We start from the raw sequence: 15,524 nt of genomic DNA on the forward strand, positions 1-15,524 counted from the left end.
CGGGAGGAGTAGGGGCAGTCGGAGGGGATCAGCACAGGAAGGGGTTGTCGTCCGCGTCGTAGACGAGTCCGACCTCGCCATACGCCTCCTCCACCTGCGTGTCGAGCTTCCGGTAGTGGGGGGCGGTGCGGGCGATCTCTGCCTCGACCAGGTCGTGGATCTCCTCTTCCAGGTGCGCGGTGGCCGTGGGCCCGGTGGCGACGTCGAGCAGCAGGCGGAAGAGATCCAGGTCCGTCTCGCGCAGTTCGACGGAGAGTCTGTGCATCAGGGCGAGTTCGGCGTCGTCCAAGGCCTTGGGGGCGGAAAGCGGGTCGATGGCCTTGTCGTAGACCGCCGCGTGCTCCTTCTGCCAGCGCTTGAGCGCGCCGTAGACGCACCGCACCCGGGGATCCAGCACGTCGTAGCGGGTGTTGCCGAGCGCGTCCTGGTCAATCTGCAGCCCGCCGCGCCTGGTCAGCGTCCTGGTGAAGCGGGTGCCGGCCGCGGCGTACATCTCGGTGAAGATGCCCTTGGAAATCGTCCACGAATAGTGGCGCATCGCGGCGTAGTTGTCCTCCAGTTCCGCCAGCGTGGTGCGGTCGTCGAAGAGGATGTGCCCGGCCTGGACGTAGATGCCGTGCGCCCGGAAGCGGTCCAGAGCGGCGAAGTTCTGCTCCACAGTGGCGCGTTTGGCCATCCGGCGCAGGGCGGAGGGGGAGAAGTTCTCGATACCGCAGGAGAAGGAGAAGAAACCGGCCCGGGCCAGCTCCCGGACCACGTCCTCCTCGGCGCGGTCGGCACGTATCGAGCCGCGCAGCCGGGGGCTCACTCCGCGGGACTCGAATTCGTCGGCGAGTTCGGCGCACCAGGCGGCGTCCCGCGGCGGTTCGACCAGCGAGTCGTCGATGACCTTGAAATACCGGGCGCCCTGTTCCCACAGCCGCTCGATCTCGTCGGCGACGTCCCGGATGCTGCGCTGGCGCCAGGTCGGTCCGCCGCCGACCCGCTCGAAGGCGATGATGGAGCAGAACGTGCAGGTGGCCTGGCATCCGCGAGCTGTCTGCAGGTGCACAAGGCTGCGCCGCGCGATCGTCAGGTCGAGTGTGTCGCGGTGCGGGTGCGGCAACTGTGCGAAGGGGAGCTTGGGGGCGGGCTCGGCGTTGTGCCGCTGGGTCCCGTCGGTGTCGCGGAAGCTCAGACCCGGAATGCGTTCCAGCGACGGGGTGCCGGTACACACGTGTTGGGCGAGCATCCGCATCGGCAACTCGCCCTCGCCGCGCACCACCGCGTCGAATCCGGCCTCCAGGAACTCCGCGGCGTGGAAGGTCGGACCGTAGCCCCCTGCCACCGTCACCGGCCGGACCCCGGCCCGGCGCACCAGCCGCATGGCCTCGATGGCGGGCATCATGTTGCTGCGGTAGCAGGCGAAGCCCACCAGCGCGGGGCGAGCATCGACGATGCGCCGCGCCAGCGCCTCCACGTCGATACCCTGCAGCCAGCCGTCGATGAGCGCGACCTCGTACCCTTCCTGACGCAGGTAGGCGGCGAGGTACCCAAGACCGAGGTTTTCCTCCGCGGTGCGGTGCGTGACCGGCGAGGGCGTGGCCAGCACAATGCGGTCCGGCCCATTCCGTTTGCTCATGGGGTTCAGGATCGCCCTCGGCGATCTTTGCCGGGTCGGCGTCGGATCGCCGCCGGACACGCACTCGCGAACTTCACCGCATTCCCCTGGCCCGTGACGCCGACGACCCAGCAAGCTGCACAGAGAGAAGGGAGATGACTAGTAGGACTCCGTTAGAGGTGGTTTTCATCTATTTTGCGTTGCCGCACGAGAGCCGCTTGGAGCAGGAGATCCCGTGCAACGTCCGCACCGGCACACCCCGCCCCCGCCGCTTCGAACCCCTCACCGCCGACGAAGCCCGCAAGTTCCTGGCCGCTGCCAACGGCCACCGGTTGCAGTCACTGGGCGAACTCGCCCTGCACACCGGGCTCCGCAAGGCCGAACTCCTCGGCCTGCGCTGGGAAGACCTCGACCTCGCCGGCGGAACCGCCAACATCCGACGCACTCTCCAGCGCACCAACTCCGCCGGCCTGCCCCCTTCCCGACCAAAACCAAGAGCTCCGAACGACGCATCGCCCTGCCGACGCCGTGCCTGCGCTCCCTCGAACAGCATCACGACCGACAACTCCAGAAACGCGAGGCAGCGGGGACGGGCTGGAAGGACAGCGGCTACGCCTTCACCCGCCCCGATGGCGCCCCGATCGAAGGATCCACCCTCACCCGGCACTTCAACACCGTGCTCCGCCAGGCCAGACTCCGCCGCATCCGGTTCCACGACCTCCGGCACTCGGCGGCCACCCTCCTCCTGGAGCAAGGAGTGGAACTCATCGTGATCAAGGAGCTGTTGGGGCACCCCCACATCGGCGTCACCGCCACCGTCTACGCCCACGTCCGGCTCCGACTCCAACGTGACGCCATCAACCTCCTCGGCCACGCCCTCCGCAACCCCGCCGAGATCACCGGCAAGCCGACGACGGCGACGAACCACCGCTCTGCGCGGCCCCCGTCCGCTGACGTTGCCGTCAACTACTGCCGTCAAGAGCCCCAGAGGCCCCGCCGGATTCAAGCATTCCCGGCGGAGCCTCTGGTTCGGTCAAACTGACAGCTCCTGCTGCGCCTCAGAATACGAATTATCCGGGGCGAGCTCGGACATCTTCCTGAAGAAGCTCATTCCAGCCGCTTTGACGGATTCCAGAAGATCCGCCGACGAAGCATTTGCCCTCTTAACTTCTTCGCCAATCTTGGCGGTCACCAAGACGCGAGTCCCGGTGGCCTGAAAAGAGAGCTTGATCGGCTGATCCGGGAAATACGTCTCCGCGTAACCCGACGACTGCACTTTCGTCACCATCTCGGCTATATAGCACCAGAGTTGGTCGACGTAGTCCCACTCTTCAGTGCCGATGATTTCCAATCCATCAACGGACAGCCGAATGGCACCTTCAATGTAGTCAAGGTCGGGCGGTGGAGTTCGACAGGCTTCCACCTGCACGAACCCACCGTCCACACCCTTCAGGAACGTCTCAATCTCAACCACGTCACAGGCCCTTCGGTTATGGAGATTCCGGATAGAACTGGCCCACTCGACCTCTGTTCATGCCGAGCACGTAATCGACGCCGTTGACATTGCCGCGAATCTGATACATTCCCTGACTGCCTCGCTGAACGAGCGTATCGCGGTTCTGCCGCATGACTTGCCCGATAGCGCCTTGGACGTCATCAACACTCATGCTCGAATCGAAGAAGGACTGCGTTTTCTTCACCGAGCCATCCCAATACTTCGGGTGATGACGAGTGAGGATGTGCTCCATTCCCTTCTTGTCCAGCAAGAAGGACTGATTCCCTAACTGGAACCGCTGACTGCTCCAGTCCCGGAGAGCAGGAAGGCATCCTCCACTGTTATGAACCAGAACCGGCGTCTGCCCAGCGAGTACATAGTACGTGTGGATTCTACTGACTGTGAGGTCGTAGGTACGTTGCAGCTTCGTGAAGTGGCGCACGGAGGTGACCGTCACAGCCTTGCCCTTGTCCGTGCGGAGCTGCATGCCGGTGATGACGTCGCCGGCGTCCACCCAGCGGGCCTCGCTCGTTACCCAGAACGGGTGGGTGTCGGTGGCGATGATCGACGCGGGTCGGTCACCGGTCCTCACTGTGAGGTCGGTGAAGTCCTTGTCATCGTTGGTGACGATCGTCGCAACGACCGGACGGGCCTCGCTCTTCCCGGTTTCGGGATCGGTGGCGAGAACCTTATCGCCGACCTTGATGTCCTTGATGTCACTGTGGCCGCCGTCTGCGAGCTCGACCTGCGTTTCTTCGGTGAAGCTGTGGCACTTCTCGACCGCCTTCTCGGCTGCGTCGACCGCATCGTCAGCCTTCTTCTCGGCCTTCCGTGCCTTCTTCCAGATCTTGACGCCCTTGAGGGCCTTCCCCGGGCCCGGCAGATCAGCCGCAGCCCAAAGACACCCGGAGAGTTTGAAGTCTCCGCACTTCTTCCATTCCGATGTGTCCGGGCCGAAGAAGTCCATTGCCAGCTTTATGACGCTGAACAGTCCCGTGCCGGCTTTCTCATCGCGATAAGGGCCGGGCACAGGTGGAGGTCCGGGACTCGGCGCGGGCGTCGGGTAGGAAGCCGAAGTGGACGCAGTGCCCCCACCTCCACCTCTGCCGCCTCCGCCACCGCCGCCGCCCCCACCGCCATGGTGCCAACCACCACCGCTGGGGTAGTGGTTCTCCGGTGGGGCGTCTTTACCAGCGTCTCCGCCGTTGGTCGGCATGCAGTGCCCGTTGCCGGGGTCTACACAGAGGCCCGTGGGGTCCGAGTCAGTGACCGGATTCTGGTTGGCATAGCTGTAGCCGTTGAGGGACTGCCCCTGGTCGGGAGTGAGGAGCGGGTCGAGGCTGAGGAATTGGCCCGTGACGGGGTCGTATTCGCGGGCGCCGATGTGGGTGAGGCCGGTGACGCCATCGGCCGGCTTGCCCAGGAACTCCTTGTCGTCCGGCCATGTGGTGGGCTTGGTACCGCGCGGAGCGCCGAAGGGGCTGGTGTAGCGCTTGGCGACCGCGCGAGTGTCGACATCGACGGCCAGGGTGCCGGTGCCGTGCTGGTCGGCGGCGAGGAAGGTCAGCTTCGTGGTGGACTGGCCCTTTGTGCCGGTGTAGGTGCCGGATATTACGTCCGTGCAGGTCGCGCTGTCGGTGAGCTTGGAGAAAGGTCAACGCGATCGCTTCTCTCCTCCCCTGGGCCAAGACCGGGTGTAGCCCATCCGCACCGACCGCGAGATGCTTGACTGTGCTGCTGCGACTCCTCTACCTCACCGTGTCGACCGTGTTCACGTTCGTACGACTCGTGCCGATGAGCGATCGCGAGAAAGATCTGGAGATCCTGGCCCTGCGCCACCAAGTCGCCGTGCTGCAGCGCACGGTAGGCCGCCCGCAGCTGACCTGGCCCGACCGGGCACTCCTGGCGGCCCTGCTACACCGCTTCCCACGAGCACGGCTCCGCCGACTCCGCCTGATCGTCTCTCCGGACACTCTCCTGCGCTGGCACCGCGACCTGCTCCGCCGCCGCCACGCAAAGGCCTCCCGTCCCAAACGCCGTGGCCGACCACGTACCGTCCGCTCCATCCGGATCCTGGTTCTGCGCCTCGTACGGGAGAATCCGAGCTGGGGCTACCGGCGTGTGCACGGCGAACTCTCCGCCCTCGGCATCAAGGTCGCCGCCTCCACGGTATGGAGCATTCTCAAAGAACACGGCATCCCGCCCGCACCCGAGCGGGAACACACAACCTGGGCGGCCTTCTTACGTTCGCAGGCCGACGCCATCCTCGCCGCCGACTTCTTCGAAACCAAGACCCTGACCGGGGCGACGCTGTACGTCCTCGCCGTCATCGAACACGCCAGCCGACGCATCCGCATCCTCGGCGCAACCGCCCACCCGACCGCGGCATGGGTGACCCAACTCGCGCGGAACATGGTCATGGACCTCCACGACACAAACGCCAGGGCGAAATACCTGATCCGGGACCGGGACGTCCGCTACCCAGCTGCCTTCGACGCAGTCCTGCAGGCCGAGGGCATCAAGGTCATCCAGACCGGCGTCCGGATACCCCGCATGAACGCCATCACAGAACGGTGGGTGCGGTCATGCCGGGCCGAGCTCCTCGACCGCACCCTCATATGGAACAAGACCCACCTGCTCCACGCACTACGCGAGTACGAGCAGTTCTACAACGATCACAGACCCCACCGCACTCTCAAGGGCGCCGCGCCTCTCCGCCCGCTGCCCGCGCCGGTCGGCCAACCGGACAGGCTCGCCCACCTCAACGTCCACCGACGCGACCGCCTCAGCGGCGTCCTCCACGAGTACCACCACGTCGCATGACCTGCACGGACGTACTTCTCGGCACCTACAGGGCTACGGTTGACGACGGCACGCAGGGGCTCGGTACGGCGCTGCAGGTCTACCGGACCGGGTGACGGACGAATCGGGCACCGTTGACACGTCTGCGAGTTGGGAGCACGCGGGCTCCCAGAGGGCTCCCACTCGCTCCCTGCCCGGAAATGGTTAAGGCCGCCTCCGCTACCCGCGGAAACGGCCTCCGACCTGCGAAAACGCTGGTCGGGACGACAGGATTTGAACCTGCGACCCCTTGACCCCCAGTCAAGTGCGCTACCAAGCTGCGCCACGTCCCGGTGCTCGCTCGGCTTGGGCTTTCCCTCGCCGACCGCGCATGAAGAACAATACCGCACCTCAGGGGGTGGCCGCTGCCACCCCCGGGTGAAGATCGGGAGTCCGGCGGGAGCGGGTGGGGTGTTCGCTCGGTGGGATGGGGCGGTTGCTCAGGGTTAGTGGGGAGCCGGGAGGGGAGAGGGCGGGGCTCTTGACTTGAAGTTGGGTTTAAGTTGCACGCTCGGGTTATGACCTTCATCGACGTTCACACCGCGCAGGGGTACGACGATCTTCCTCGGCTGATGAGTCTGATGACCGGGGACGAGAAGCATGGGCCGGCCGCGACCTCGACGCTTGATGTGGTCTGGGTGCTCTACGACCGGGTGCTGCGGGTCTCGCCGGAGGCGGTGAATGCTCCGGACCGGGATCGGTTTCTGCTGTCCAAGGGGCACGGGCCGATGGCGTACTACGCCGTGCTCGCCGCCAAGGGGTTTCTGCCCGAGTCGTGGCTGCCGGGGTTCGGGGCGTACGAGTCGCCGCTGGGGCACCATCCGGATCGGGTGCTCGTACCGGGTGCCGAGATCAGCAGTGGCTCGCTCGGGCATGGGTTGCCGTTGGCCGTGGGGAGTGCGCTCGGGTTGCGGGCGCGGGGGCTTTCCGGGGCGGCGGTGTGGGTGCTCGTGGGCGACGCCGAGCTGGACGAGGGCAGCAATCACGAGGCGATCGCGTATGCGGGGGCCGTCGGGCTGGAGCGGTTGCACACCGTCGTTGTCGACAATGCCTCCGCCACCCATGGCCGGCCCGGGGGCATCGCCGCGCGGTTCGAGGTCGCGGGGTGGTCCACGGCGACTGTGGACGGGCGTGATCACCAGGCGCTGTACGAGGCGTACACCGCACCGCACCCGGGGCGGCCGCATGCCGTGGTGGCCCGGGTCGAGGCCAAGGTCTGATTTGTTTCGAGGGTGAGAGGAACTGTCTTCGATGGACACCATGCGTGAGCGTTTCGCCGTCACCGTCTCCCGGCTTCTCGACGACGACCCCCGGCTGGCCGTCGTGCTTGCGGAGATCGGTAAGGACGGCTTCACGGACGCGGCCCGGGCGCATCCCGACCGGGTGATCAATGTCGGCATCCGCGAGCAGTTGCTGGTCGGCGTCGGCGGTGGGCTGGCGCTGACCGGGATGCGGCCGATTCTGCACACCTTCGCCAGCTTTCTGGTCGAGCGGCCCTTTGAGCAGGTCAAGCTGGACTTCGGGCATCAGGGGGTGGGCGGGGTGCTGGTGAGCGCGGCCGGTTCGTACGACTGGCCCGCGGGCGGCTACACCCATATGGCTCCCGGCGATGTGGCCCTGCTGGACACGCTCGACGGCTGGACCGTCCATGTGCCCGGCCATCCGGGCGAGGCCGAGGCGCTGCTGCGGGACGCTGCCGCGGCGGGTGACGACTCCGTGTACGTCCGGCTGTCGGCACACTCCAACTCCACACCGCGGGACATCGACCCCGGCCACTTCCTGACCGTACGGGAGGGGCGCGGCGGCGTGGTGATCGCGGTCGGGCCGATGCTCGACAGCGTGCTCACGGCCGTCGAGGGGCTGGATGTGACCGTGTTGTACGCCACGACGGTGCGGCCCTTCGATGCGCGGACGCTGCGGGCGACGGCAGGGGCGAGGGCGGGGGCGGGGGCGGGAGCCGGGGCGGCAGTCGATGTGGTGCTTGTCGAGCCGTATCTCGCGGGCACCTCGACCGCCGCCGTCAACGACGCGCTCGCCGATCGTCCGCATCGGGTGCTCGGCCTGGGCATCCCCCGGCGCGAGCTGCGCCGCTACGGCACGATCGACGAGCATCTCGCGGGCCAGGGGCTGGACCCGGCGTCATTGCGCGCGCGCATCTCCGGCTTTCTGCGCTGAGGCGGTGGTTCCCGCCGGGCCGGCCGGTGGGTTTCAGAGGTGCTTTTCCAGCCAGGTCAGCAGGTCCTGCTGGACCTCGTCCCGGTTGGTCTCGTTGAGGATCTCGTGCCGGGCCCCCTGGTACCCCTTCCAGCTCAGCTCCCGTGTGCCGCCGTAGCGGAAGTCCTCCAGGAGTTCGTAGACGAGCGTCATCCCCTGGTTGCACGGGTCCTCGGTACCCACCGCCAGATGCACCGGCAGCGCGGCCGGGATGCGGGCCTGGTGGCGCGGGTCGTTGATCTTACGGACGCCATGAACCCAGTCCAGGGACAGCCCGGCGCTGAACGCGAAGCCGCATCGCTCGTCCGCCGCGTACGCGGCCACCTCCGCCGGGTCGCGCGACAGCCACTCGAAGCCCGTCCGGTCCTGAAGGGACTCATACGGGTCGTTGAACGACGCGAAGAGGGTCGGGGTGAAGGTGGACGAGGCGGTCCGGCCCCGTTCCGCGATCTCCTGGGCGATGCCCTCCAGCGCCTCCTCGGTCTCGGTCCCCGGCAGGGAGCGGAAGGTCCCGGAGAGGATCAGCCCGGCCAGCTCCTCGCCGTACTCCTGGGCGCAGTCCCGGGCCAGCATCGAACCCATGCTGTGGCCCAGCAGGAACAGCGGCGCAGGGGGGTGCGCGGCCCGGGCGCGGTCGCCGATGGCGCGCAGGTCCGAGACGATCGCCCGCCAGCCGTCGCCCTCCTCGCCGACGACGCCGAAGCCGCCCGTCGACTCGGCGGTGGCTCCGTGGCCCCGGTGGTCCGAGGCGACCACCGCATAGCCGTGCGCGGCGAGGAAGCGGGCGAACCGGTCGTAGCGCCGGGCGTGTTCGGCGGCGCCGTGGGCGATCTGGACGATCGCGCGCGGGGCGCCGTTCTCCGGCAGCCAGGTGTAGGTCGCGACCCGCACACCGTCGGGCGTGGGCAGATGGTCGGTGCGGTGGGTGATACCGCCGTCGGGCATGCCGTCTCATCTCCTGGTGCTCATCGATCCGGTACACATCGATTTGGTGCACATCGATTTGGTGCACATCGATTTGGTGCCGGCCGGTCTGTGTCTGTGCTGGTCGGTCTGTGCGAGTCGGTCCGGCGTGGACGGCTCACTCTCCCTTTGCCGGGCCCGCAAGCCAAGGGCATCGACGCGCTCTTGTCCTCCGGGGCGTGGGGGGTGTAACGATCAAGGGCTTGGTACCGCGTATCGACTCCTGATCCATGCAACTCCCTTGCTCCAGGAGGACCGTTGGACACGCACGACGCTTCGCTCTCCCCCGCCTCGGCAGCCGACTCCGCAACCGCCTCCGCCCTGTCGCGGCGGCGTTTTCTCCAGGCCGCCGCCGCGGGCACCGCCGCCGCCACCGCGGCCACACTGCCCTTCGAGACGGCCGCCGCCGCACCGGCCCGGCCGGTCTCGCTCTCCTTCACCGCCGCCACCAACGGCGCCGCGACCCTCTCCCCGTCCGGCGGCCGCATGATCGCCGAGGTCCAGAACGTCCTGTGGTCGGTCGCCCGTAAGGGCAGCGAGGCCGTATCGCTCACACCGGCCGATCTGGAGCCCACCCGGCCGGTCTACTCCCCCGATGGGAAGCTGCTGGCCGTCTGCGCCTACCGGGGCGGCGGATTCCATATCTGGACGCTGCGCCCCGACGGCTCTGGTTTGCGGCAGCGAACGGACGGCCCGTGGGACGACCGCGGTCCGGCCTGGTCGCCCGACGGTACCCGGATAGCCTTCGCCTCCGAGCGCGGCGGCGACCCCGTGGCGGGCAGCCCGTACCGGATCTGGGTGCTGGAGGTGGCCAGCGGTGAGCTCACCCGGCTCACGGGCGCGGACGGGCAGGACGGGCCGCTCCAGGACGGCGCCTGGGAGGACTTCGACCCCACCTGGGCCGCGGACGGCGAACGGGTGCTGTTCGTGCGCGGCGCGCTCGCCGGGACGACGCTGAACGCCCGTACGGTGGCCTCCGTACGGGCCGACGGCACCGGTCCGGTCACGGCCGAGCACACCGATCCCACGGCCGGCGCCCAGGTGATGACGCCGTCCGTGTCGGCGGACGGCCACCTCGCCTATCTGCGGACCACGGCCGCTCCCGCCGCCTCCTGCACGCTGGTCGTGGCCGGGAAGCCGGTGGCGATCGCGGGGGATGTGCAGCCCGTGCCGCCCCGTTGGGTGTCGCGGGACGAGCTGCTGCTCACCGTCGACGGGCGGTTCCGGGTGTGCCGGGTGTCCCCGGCGGTACGGTCCGGCGCGGCCGGAAGCGGTGCGGAATCCGACCGTAAGGGCGTCGCGTACGAGGAGATCCCCTTCTCCGCCACCCTCCCCCTCGACCGGCCCCGGTATCGCGTCAAGCGGTACGACTTCGACGGTGGCGGGGTGCGGCCGGTGCGCGGGCTGCATCTGCCCGCGCTCTCTCCTGACGGCCGTAAGGTGGCCTTCGCCGCGCTCAACTCGCTCTGGGTCGCCGATGTCTCCGGCGGCCGCGCCCCCCGCCGGGTCGTACGGGCGGCCCCCACCCGGTATCTGCTGGCCCCCACCTGGACGTCCGACGGGCGCGCCCTGGTGTACGCCGACGACCGCGACGGGCTGCTGGCCGCGCGCCGCCGGGACCTCGCCTCGGGCGAGGAGACCGTGCTGGCCTCCGGGGGCAGGGTGCATCCGGCGCTCTCCCCCGACGGCAAGCGGCTCGTCAGTGTCGACATGTCGGGAAACCTGGTTCTGCGCGATCTCGACGCCGGTACGGAACGGGTGCTCGCCGCGCCGATGGGCGCCGGCGGACTGCCCGGCCGACCGAGCTGGTCGCCCGACGGGCGCTATGTCGCACTGTGCGATCGCAACCGGCTGAACCAGCGGTTCCGCGAGGGCTACAACCTGATCCGAGTGATCGACACCGACACCGGTACGGCCAGGCAGCATGCCGTCGCACCGCACACCTCCCTCTCCGACCGCTATGACTCCGGACCGGTCTGGTCCCCCGATGGCCGCCATATGGCGCTCATCGTCGAGTCCGCCCTGTGGCTGCTGCCGGTAAGGGCGGACGGCACCCCCGACGGCGCACCGCGCCGGCTGACCGACGAGGCCGCCGACCATCCCTCCTGGTCCGGCGACTCCCGCCATGTCCTGTATCTGTCGGCGGGCCGACTGCGGCTGCTGGACGTCGAGCGCGGCACCGCCCGCACGGTCCGCGTCCCGCTGGACCACCGGCGGCCGCGCCCCGCGGACACCGTCGTGCACGCCGGACGGTTCTGGGACGGCACCGGAGGCGAGGGCGGCGGCACCGGTCGTGATGGTGACGGCCGTAAGGACGGCACGGTCCGCGAGGACGTGGACATCGTGGTGCGCGGCGGACGCATCGCGGCCGTGGAGGCGCACCGGGCCGGGCGGCCCGCGAAACGGCGCGTCGACGCCTCCGACCGCACCGTCATCCCGGGGCTGTGGGACGCCCACACCCACCCCTGGCAGTACACCTATGGCGGCCGTCAGACCGCCCTACAGCTCGCCTACGGCATCACCACGGCCGTCTCCCTCGGCGGCTTCGCCTATGAGCAGGCGCGCCTCAGGGAGGCCGTCGCGGCGGGCGCGCTGGCCGGGCCGCGGCTGCTGGCCACCGGCGAGCTGCTGGACGGGCCGCGCGTCGCGTACAGCATGGGCCGGGCGCATCGCACCCGGGACGGTCTGCGGCGCTCCTTGGCGCGCGGTGCCGCGCTCGACTGGGACTTCGTCAAGACGTATGTGCGCGCACCGGGATGGATCATGGAGGAGGCGGCCCGGTTCGCGCATGAGCGGCTCGGGGTGCGCACCGGCAGCCATCTGTGCTCACCGGGCATACAGCTCGGACAGGACCTGACGACGCATCTACAGGCCACCCAGCGGCTGGAGTACGGGCACGCCACGACGGCGTCCGGGCACTCCCAGCAGGACGTGGCGGAGATCTACACCGCGACCTCCGACTTCCGGCTCATCGCCACGCCGTTCACGGCCTCGCCCCTGGTGGGCGCGGACCCCTCGCTGGCGGAGGACGAGCGGGTCACCCGGCTGATGCCGCCGTGGGACACCGCGCTCGTACGGCAGCTCGCCGGGACGCCCCCGACGGCGGCCCAACTGACCACGCTGGGCACCGAGATCGGGGTCTACCGGCGGATCCTGGCCGAGGGCGGGGTGGTGGCCCTGGGGACGGACCAGCCGCTGGTGCCGGTGGGCCTCCATCTGCATCTGGCCCTGCGCGCCCTGCACCGGTTCGGGCTGTCGCCGCAGGAGACGTTGCGCACGGCGACCGTCCTCCCGGCGCGGGCCTTCGGTGCCGAACGCGACCTGGGGACCCTGGAAGTCGGCAAGCTGGCGGATCTGACGGTCGTGGACGGCGATCCCTTCACGGACTTCGACTCGCTGGTACGGACGGTGTCGGTGCTGCGCGGCGGGGTGCCGTACGAGCAGCGCGAACTGGTCGAGTCCTTCCCGGGGGCCGGTGCCGCGGCGGCACCGCACGGGCGGTCGGCGGATGAGTGGCTGGAGGTGGGGCGGCTGCTGCGGCGCGACTCCTGCTGCGCTGTGGAGGGCTGAGGGTGCCGGGGGTGGGGCGGGGGCTCCGGTCCTCGGCCCACCCCGCCAGGTTCCAGCACTTGGGCAACGGCTTCGGGGGTCGCGGTTACCGGGGGACGTCGGTCCTGGCCAGGGAGCCCGTTTCCAGGGCGCACCACAGTGCGCCGTCGTACGCGGCGATGCCGTGCGGTTCGCAGTCGGCTCGGGGCAGGTCGTACGCCGTGATCCGGCCGTCGGTGGTGATGCGTCCGACCCCGCCGCGGCCCCATTCGGTGAACCACAGCGCCCCGTCGGGGCCGTGGGTGATGGCGTGCGGCCGCGCCTCTCGGTCGGGCAGCGGGTATTCGGTGACGGTGCCGTCCACCGTGATGCGGCCGATCTGCCCCGCGCCGATCTCGGTGAACCACAGGGCGCCGTCCGCCCCTTGGGCGATGCCCACCGGCGCGGCGGCCTCGGTCGGCAGGGGGTGGACGGTCGTCAGGCCGTCCATGGTGATCCGGCCGATGGCGTTGCCCTGGTTGAGGGTGAACCACAGCGCGCCATCGGGCCCCGCCGCCAGGGCGGACGGGAAGGCTCCGGGCGCGGGGTACTCGGTGATGTCGCCGTCCATGGTGATCCGCCCGATGCGGTCGGCGCCCGACAGCGTGAACCACATGGCCCCGTCCGGGCCCGCGGCGATCCCGTACGGGCCGCCGTCGGCGGTCGGCGGTGCGTAGGAGGAGGCCGTGCCGTCCACGGTGATCCGGCCGATGCGGTGGGTGCCGTACTCGGTGAACCACAGGGCGCCGTCGGGTCCTTGGGCGATCACCGTCGGCCTGGCTCCCACGGGGTGGACGGTGATCCCGCCGTCCGCGGCCCTGCGGCCGATCGCGCCCTGGTGGACCAGGGTGAACCACAGGGCGCCGTCGGGGCCGCCGGTGAGCGCGTAGGGCCCCGCGTCGGGCTCGCTGACGGTGAAGACGCGGACCGGGTCGGCGAGCCACCGGCCGATCCGGTCCAGCAGCACCTCGCCCGGCTCGGACAGGTGGAAGGCGTGCGGCATGTCCGCGTACTGCTCCAGGCGCACGCTGACCCCGGCGGCGTCGGCCGCCTCGGCGAAGCGGCGGGCGTCGTCCAGGAGCACCTCGTCCGTACCGACGGCGATCAGCAGCGGTGGCAGCCCGCGCGGGTCCCCGTACAGCGGCGACTGCGGGGCCCGGTCGGCGGGCGCGCCGGCCAGGTACTGGGCGCGTATGGAGCCGAGGGTGGCCTGGTTCATGACGTCCTTACCGTCGTTGGCGGCGAGCGACGCACCGGTAAGGGCGAAGTCGGTGACGGGTGAGACCACGACCGCGGCACCGGGCCGCGGACCGCCGGTCCGCCCGATCTCCAGCAGGGCGGACAGCACCAGCGTGGCCCCGGCCGACTCACCGGCGAGTACGACCTCGGCGGCGGGGACGCCCTCGTCCAGCACGCTCCGCCAGGCGGCCAGAACGTCTTCGAGCGCCGCGGGGTAGGGGTGTTCGGGCGCCAGCCGGTAGTTCACCCGCAGGGCGGGGCGTCCGGTGGCCTTGGAGAGCCGATAGGCCATCACCCGCTCGGCCTCGGGCATGGTGTGGGCGAAACCGCCGCCGTGCACGTAGATCACCGCGCCGCCCCGGGCGCCGGGCGCGCGGACCCAGTCGCCGCGCACCTCGGCGTCGTCCGGGAGCGGGGCGGCGATCAGCGCGTCGGCGCGGTCGCGGACCGCTTGGACCGCCCCGGGCTCCGCGGGTACGGCGATGACGTTCAGCAAGGGTCCTCCGTCGTGGGGTGGTCCGTCGCGGGGTGGTCCGTCCGGACTCGCGAGGGTCGCGATCAACTCCCGTAGCGGGAATCACTATGCACGACCAGCGCGAGGAGGCCACGGCCGTCGCCCTCGGCCGTGTACCCCCTGGGACGTGAGCGCGTCGCCGTTCACTCGCTGCCGTCAGCGCGCCGCCGTCAACGCGGCCGCGAGGACGGCGGGCGCCTCGGCCAGCGAGGGGCCGTACCAGGTGAGGTGACGGCCGCTGACCAGGGCCGCCGGGATGCCGGGGAACGCCTCGGGTCCGTCGTCGGCCGTGAAGCGGTACGGCTCGTCGGGCAGCACCACCAGATCCGCGTTCCGCGCCGTCAACTCCTCGATCGGGATGCGGGGATAGCGCTCGGGGTGCGTGCTGTAGAGGTGCCGTACGCCCAGCCGGGCCAGGACGTCACCGGCGAAGGTGTCCCGGCCCAGCACCATCCACGGACGCCGCCATACCGGTACGACGGCCTGCCGCCCCGGGTCACTGGCCCGTACGTCCGCCCAGGCGGCCTCGGCCGCGTCCAGCCAGCCGGGCCGGGCCAGTCCGCAGCCGCGCACCAGGACCCGCTCCAGCTCGGTGAACGCCTGGTCCAGGGTGCGCACTTCGGTCACCAGGACCTCGAGACCGGCGGCGCGCAGCGCGGCGAGGTCAAAGGGGCGGTTCTCCTCCTCGTTGGCGATCACGAGATCCGGTGCGAGGGCGGCGATCCGGGCGGTGTCGGGGTTCTTGGTGCCGCCGATGCGCTCCGCGGCGAGGCCGGGCGGATGGGTGCACCAGTCGGTCACCCCGGCCAGCAGCTCCGGCGCGGTGGCGGCGACGGCCTCGGTGAGCGAGGGCACGAGGGACACCACGCGCCGTACGGGGATGCGAGGGCTCATCGCTCCACCGTACGACGCGCTCCACCGTACGACGCGACCGGTCACGCGGTTCCGGCAACGCCGGATGCGAGCCCTAAGGGCCGCGTACGAGCCGCCGGCACCAAGGAAGCGACCGCGGCCCGGAGCAGGTGCTCCGGGCCGCGGTGTGTGCGTCATGCCTGCGGTGGGTCAGCAGA

At 70.0% G+C, this 15,524-nt stretch carries 11 protein-coding genes, 1 tRNA gene and 3 pseudogenes; 6 read left to right on the forward strand and 9 right to left on the reverse strand.

The window, feature by feature from the left end; translation table 11 throughout:
* Nucleotides 1–28: 28 nt before the first annotated feature.
* Nucleotides 29–1,621 (reverse strand): B12-binding domain-containing radical SAM protein, encoded by a 1,593-nt coding sequence (locus ACK1X7_RS11680; protein ID WP_236669566.1) that lies wholly within the window; start codon nt 1,619–1,621, stop codon nt 29–31.
* 134 nt (nt 1,622–1,755) lie between these two features.
* On the opposite strand from ACK1X7_RS11680, the pseudogene ACK1X7_RS11685 reads away from it, so the two are divergent.
* Together ACK1X7_RS11685 and ACK1X7_RS11690 are read left to right on the forward strand one after the other, a co-directional pair.
* Nucleotides 1,756–1,986: pseudogene (locus ACK1X7_RS11685) on the forward strand (site-specific integrase); the annotation flags it as partial.
* Nucleotides 1,987–2,132: 146 nt separating this feature from the next.
* On the forward strand, nt 2,133–2,642 hold the full coding sequence (locus tag ACK1X7_RS11690) for a tyrosine-type recombinase/integrase (RefSeq protein ID WP_385145052.1): 510 nt from the start codon (nt 2,133–2,135) through the stop codon (nt 2,640–2,642).
* Here the strand turns inward: ACK1X7_RS11690 and ACK1X7_RS11695 are convergent.
* The 3 genes and pseudogenes from ACK1X7_RS11695 to ACK1X7_RS11705 form a co-directional block, all read right to left on the reverse strand.
* The gene (locus ACK1X7_RS11695) at nt 2,634–3,074 is read right to left on the reverse strand and encodes a hypothetical protein (RefSeq protein WP_385145025.1); all 441 of its coding nucleotides are present in this window, start codon (nt 3,072–3,074) and stop codon (nt 2,634–2,636) included. The genes ACK1X7_RS11690 and ACK1X7_RS11695 overlap by 9 nt on opposite strands.
* 16 nt (nt 3,075–3,090) lie before the next feature.
* Nucleotides 3,091–4,062, reverse strand: coding sequence for a polymorphic toxin-type HINT domain-containing protein (locus ACK1X7_RS11700; RefSeq protein WP_413115064.1), 972 nt, complete (start codon nt 4,060–4,062; stop codon nt 3,091–3,093).
* 288 nt (nt 4,063–4,350) lie between these two features.
* A pseudogene (locus ACK1X7_RS11705) lies at nt 4,351–4,707 on the reverse strand (RHS repeat-associated core domain-containing protein); the annotation flags it as partial.
* A 119-nt stretch (nt 4,708–4,826) separates the two neighbouring features.
* On the opposite strand from ACK1X7_RS11705, the gene ACK1X7_RS11710 reads away from it, so the two are divergent.
* Nucleotides 4,827–5,918, forward strand: coding sequence for an integrase core domain-containing protein (locus ACK1X7_RS11710; RefSeq protein ID WP_385139588.1), 1,092 nt, complete (start codon nt 4,827–4,829; stop codon nt 5,916–5,918).
* A gap of 234 nt (nt 5,919–6,152) precedes the next feature.
* Here the strand turns inward: ACK1X7_RS11710 and ACK1X7_RS11715 are convergent.
* Nucleotides 6,153–6,229: transfer RNA gene (locus tag ACK1X7_RS11715), tRNA-Pro, on the reverse strand.
* 225 nt (nt 6,230–6,454) lie between these two features.
* On the opposite strand from ACK1X7_RS11715, the gene ACK1X7_RS11720 reads away from it, so the two are divergent.
* Both ACK1X7_RS11720 and ACK1X7_RS11725 read left to right on the forward strand, forming a co-directional pair.
* Complete coding sequence (locus ACK1X7_RS11720; protein WP_413115065.1) at nt 6,455–7,156, forward strand: transketolase; 702 nt, start codon at nt 6,455–6,457, stop codon at nt 7,154–7,156.
* A 31-nt stretch (nt 7,157–7,187) separates the two neighbouring features.
* Nucleotides 7,188–8,111 (forward strand): transketolase family protein, encoded by a 924-nt coding sequence (locus ACK1X7_RS11725; RefSeq protein ID WP_398160092.1) that lies wholly within the window; start codon nt 7,188–7,190, stop codon nt 8,109–8,111.
* 33 nt (nt 8,112–8,144) lie between these two features.
* On the opposite strand, the gene ACK1X7_RS11730 is transcribed toward ACK1X7_RS11725, so the two are convergent.
* The gene (locus ACK1X7_RS11730; RefSeq protein WP_385145034.1) at nt 8,145–9,095 is read right to left on the reverse strand and encodes an alpha/beta fold hydrolase; all 951 of its coding nucleotides are present in this window, start codon (nt 9,093–9,095) and stop codon (nt 8,145–8,147) included.
* 276 nt (nt 9,096–9,371) lie between these two features.
* Between ACK1X7_RS11730 and ACK1X7_RS11735 the strand changes: the two genes are divergently transcribed.
* Nucleotides 9,372–12,683, forward strand: a complete 3,312-nt coding sequence (locus ACK1X7_RS11735; RefSeq protein WP_413115066.1) for an amidohydrolase family protein — start codon at nt 9,372–9,374, stop codon at nt 12,681–12,683.
* Between the two features lie 85 nt (nt 12,684–12,768).
* Here ACK1X7_RS11735 and ACK1X7_RS11740 read toward each other — a convergent pair whose 3' ends face one another.
* The 3 genes and pseudogenes from ACK1X7_RS11740 to ACK1X7_RS11750 all read right to left on the reverse strand — a co-directional run bounded on the left by ACK1X7_RS11740 (nt 12,769) and on the right by ACK1X7_RS11750 (nt 15,348).
* Complete coding sequence (locus ACK1X7_RS11740) at nt 12,769–13,665, reverse strand: virginiamycin B lyase family protein (protein ID WP_385145056.1); 897 nt, start codon at nt 13,663–13,665, stop codon at nt 12,769–12,771.
* A gap of 33 nt (nt 13,666–13,698) precedes the next feature.
* Nucleotides 13,699–14,334: pseudogene (locus ACK1X7_RS11745) on the reverse strand (alpha/beta hydrolase); the annotation flags it as partial.
* 276 nt (nt 14,335–14,610) lie between these two features.
* Nucleotides 14,611–15,348, reverse strand: coding sequence for a helical backbone metal receptor (locus ACK1X7_RS11750; protein ID WP_385145038.1), 738 nt, complete (start codon nt 15,346–15,348; stop codon nt 14,611–14,613).
* Between the last annotated feature and the right edge of the window lie 176 nt (nt 15,349–15,524).

The organism is Streptomyces sp. CY-1, assembly GCF_047218265.1.
Taxonomy (GTDB): Bacteria; Actinomycetota; Actinomycetes; order Streptomycetales; family Streptomycetaceae; genus Streptomyces; species Streptomyces niphimycinicus.